We start from the raw sequence: 3,628 nt of genomic DNA, 5'->3' as shown, positions 1-3,628 counted from the left end.
GTGTTTTCCGGTTGTAAGTTCGGCTAAAATTTTCAGTTTAAAAGGTTCTGAATACCGTCTGATCACTTTGTCATTTCTATACATAATGTTTAAAATTATGTAGCCTTATTTTAGGACGGGTCATCATTACTGCCAACGTTGTTGTATATGGTTTGTTGCGTGGTTTAAGCACCTAATTTAGCAAATAAAAACCGAATAGAAAATCCGCGAGGATTTTCGTAAGTAGGCTAGAACTAGCAATAAATTATATACGGTGTTACAAACAGTTTTTATTTCAGATGCTTGTTATAATTCAAAATTATAGCCAAAACTTAATTGTACAACAGTATTTGTTGCTTTTATATCAATGTCTCTAAATGGATTGGTTTGCTCATATTTCACAGCAATTAACTCATTAAACCCTTGATACAAATTAAGTTCCACAAAAAAGTCTTTAATATCTATTCCTATTCCAAGATTAAGTCCGTAATCTAAACTTTTTAAATCTCCAAAATCAAATTCTCTTTTTTCCGTGTCCAATAAAAATCCAATTTGAGGACCTGCTAAAATATAAGGCTTGTTAAAAAACTTAAAATTTAGAGGAATATTTATATATGATGTTTGATATTTTATATTATCATAAAAATCTTCTCTATCTCCTTGTTGAGAATAAATTAGTTTTGGACGAAATGCGATTTTTTCTGAAAAGTCTAATTCATAGACAGCTCCAAGATGTAAACTGAAAGAGTTGCTGTGTATTCCGAAACTTTTTAAAATTCCATCGGAAAGTGTTGAGCCATTTACTCCTGCTAAAATTCCTATTTTGTTTTGCGAAAAAGATAGAAATGGTAAAAAAGTTAATAATCCAATTAAAAATATTTTTTTCATTGCGGTAATTTTAGTTGATTAGTAGTATTCGTAAACTATAGTTTCTGTTCCATCTGTTTTAGAAGTAGCATAATCATCATTATCAAAAGTATAAGTATAATTTTTTTCCGAAATAACAGTATCGTTAGATAAATCTGTTAAAATTCGAGAAGTTGGATTATTGTTGAAAGAAAAGAAATCATCTATTAAAACTATGTTTGGTTGAAAATTAAGAAATGGACTTTTTTTAGTGTCGTAGGTAAATGTTAATTCTTGGTCAGAAATAGCAGTATTTAAGTAATCGTGTTTTCTTGAAATCACATTATTATTTGTATCATACTCAAAAATATATTCTTCTGAATATGTAGTTTGACCATTACCAATATATTGAATATATTCTATATTATTATTAGTAAACGAATAAAGAAATCGCTCGTCAAGTGTAGTATTATTATAAAAATCTTGTCTTTCTATAAGTAGTCCATTATTGTAAACATACTGTTCAATTGAACCGTCTGAAACTCCGTTTAAATCTTGAAATTCGGCTCTGTCTAAAACTCCATTATTATAGTAGAATTGTTTAATAAAATCGTCTCCAGTTCCTGCGCTTTGCATTCTGTCAATTTTGTTGTCATCATTGTAGAAAAAAGTTAGGGAATAATTTCCATTTCCGCTAAAGGTCATTTTTTTGAGTAATTTAGTTGTTTCTTCAGGTATTTGGTCATCAGTTCCGTTATTGTCATCTGATGAACAAGACAAAATCGTTAATCCAATTAAAAAGACAAGTAGTAAATTCAGTTTTTTCATTGCGTAAAGTTTGGTTTAAATTGTTTGTAACGGTTTTGTATAAGATTAGTTGCGTGTTTTAAGCACCTAATTTAGCAAATACAAACCGAATAGAAAATCCGCGAGGATTTTCGTAAGTAGGCTTGCACTAGCAATTAATTTTATACGGTGTTAGGCAACGTATTTTATTCAAAGTATTCAATTGTCCGTTTTACAATTCTTAACGGTTTATAGTTTTTAAATTCAATTTTTTCAATCCAATTATTTTCTAAATCATATTTAAAATCATACCTCCAAACATCGTTTGTTTTTCCATCAGTTGTTTTGACTGATTTTTCAATCAAATCCCCATTTTCATTGTATAGATTTCTTTCAATAAGTGCAAATTCATTATCTCCAATTACTGTAATTGATTCCTTTAGTTCTCCGTTTTTGTGATATTTATTTTTTGTTTCGTCAAAGGTCGAATCATTTTCGATATTGAATTTCTCAACTAGTAGTTTATTGTTCTTATCGTAAATGTATTTGTTTTCTATTCTGATTGTATCCCAAGTTCTATACTCGATAACCTTTTCTGTTTCTTTCAGATTTTGATTATTAAAATTTCTCTCTATAAATTTTACAGGAACATCTCCAAATTTAAATTCACTTTCGGAAATCGCGTTGTTATTTTTGTCATATTCTACGCTGTAAGTTAAGTGAACTGTGTCATTTTGAATGACTTTTCTTTTAATAGGTCGATTATTTTCGTCTCTCTCAATTTTATGAATCCGCTTAAATACATCGTTTGACATTATAACTTTATTAATACTGTCTTTTGAATTGTAATTAAACTCGTAATTTAAAAAAGAACCTTTTCCATAATTGTCAATTTCTTTTCTTTTGACTAAAAGGTCATTTTTATCGTAAGTGTAGATTTCCTCATTAATTACTTTACCATTGTAAAGAAACTCTTTTATTGAGGTAAGATTTCCAAGTTTATTAAATTCGAGAAGAGAATTTCTGTCAAAAGCGAGTGAATTTATTTTCTCTCCAATTCTAAAAGTGTCTTTTTCAACAATCAGATTGAAAAGTTCAGATTTCACAGACTTTATTTTTCCATTAAAGTCATAGTTCGATAGGTCACTTTTTCGGTCTGAATTGACTTTTGATTTAGAGCAACTAAACAACAAAAGACAAAATGTAAATAATATTCCGAATATTTTTTTCATATGTTGCCTAACGTTTATGTATAAGGAAAGTTGCGTGTTTGTGTGCGAGGATTTTCCGTAGGAAAATCAGAAGCTAGCAAACGAGCAACTAACTTTGGTTTAGCTAAAACTAGCAATTTTTTTTATACGGTGTTGTACATAGTGCTTTTTAGTTTTCAAATTTTACATATATCGTTTCAACGTCAAAGTCAGACCATTTAATTTTTAGCGTATCATTTTTCGTTGAAGTGATTATTCCTTTTTGAATAAAGTCATTATAAAAAACCGTTATTTTATTTTCGTCCAAAATGTATGGCATATGTCCGTTACCATCGTAGTCAGCAACAAGGAAATCCTTTGCGGTCAGCCAAAAATCAGCGTGTGGTCCGTTTGGGTCTTGAGTCCAAATTCCGAATGCTTGAGTTGTGTCAATCTTTAAATTCCGTATGATAGTTTTTTCAGGACGTTTTATGTTTTCTATTTCAGGGTTGTCAGTATTGTATTCCGAAATCGTAAAAGTTTCTCGTTTGTCTGGATTTGCCAATTCATTGTAACCATTCAGAGAATCAATTTTTAATTCCGATTCCGTATTTGAGTTCAGTCCGTTATTTTTCTTTTCGTTTTTGCACGAAATACCGATTAAAATCAGAACGAAAATTGATATATAATTCAGTTTTTTCAGCATGTCTTGTCCTGAAATATGGCTACAGGTTAAAATTGAATTTACGCTGATAATTTATATACCATATTTGGTGTTTTATAGTCTAAAGATAAATGTAATCTTATTTCGTTGTATAAATTAATTG

At 29.2% G+C, this 3,628-nt stretch carries 4 protein-coding genes; all 4 read right to left on the bottom strand.

Annotation, left to right across the window (positions count from 1 at the left end):
- Positions 1-285: 285 nt before the first annotated feature.
- The 4 genes from ACI5KZ_RS14720 to ACI5KZ_RS14705 all read right to left on the bottom strand — a co-directional run bounded on the left by ACI5KZ_RS14720 (position 286) and on the right by ACI5KZ_RS14705 (position 3,507).
- Positions 286-867: a porin family protein gene (locus ACI5KZ_RS14720; protein WP_406848082.1), complete on the bottom strand. Its 582-nt coding sequence runs from the start codon at positions 865-867 to the stop codon at positions 286-288.
- 18 nt (positions 868-885) lie between these two features.
- Positions 886-1,653, bottom strand: coding sequence for a hypothetical protein (locus tag ACI5KZ_RS14715; RefSeq protein ID WP_406848081.1), 768 nt, complete (start codon positions 1,651-1,653; stop codon positions 886-888).
- Between the two features lie 164 nt (positions 1,654-1,817).
- A complete protein-coding gene (locus tag ACI5KZ_RS14710; protein WP_406848080.1) occupies positions 1,818-2,717 on the bottom strand; it encodes a hypothetical protein in 900 nt (299 codons plus the stop codon).
- Between the two features lie 274 nt (positions 2,718-2,991).
- A complete protein-coding gene (locus ACI5KZ_RS14705; protein ID WP_406848079.1) occupies positions 2,992-3,507 on the bottom strand; it encodes a hypothetical protein in 516 nt (171 codons plus the stop codon).
- Between the last annotated feature and the right edge of the window lie 121 nt (positions 3,508-3,628).

It is taken from the genome of Xanthomarina sp. GH4-25, from assembly GCF_045363175.1.
Lineage (GTDB): Bacteria > Bacteroidota > Bacteroidia > Flavobacteriales > Flavobacteriaceae > Xanthomarina.
The sequence above is the reverse complement of the archived record's forward strand: the minus strand, read 5'-3'. Positions and strand labels throughout refer to the sequence as shown.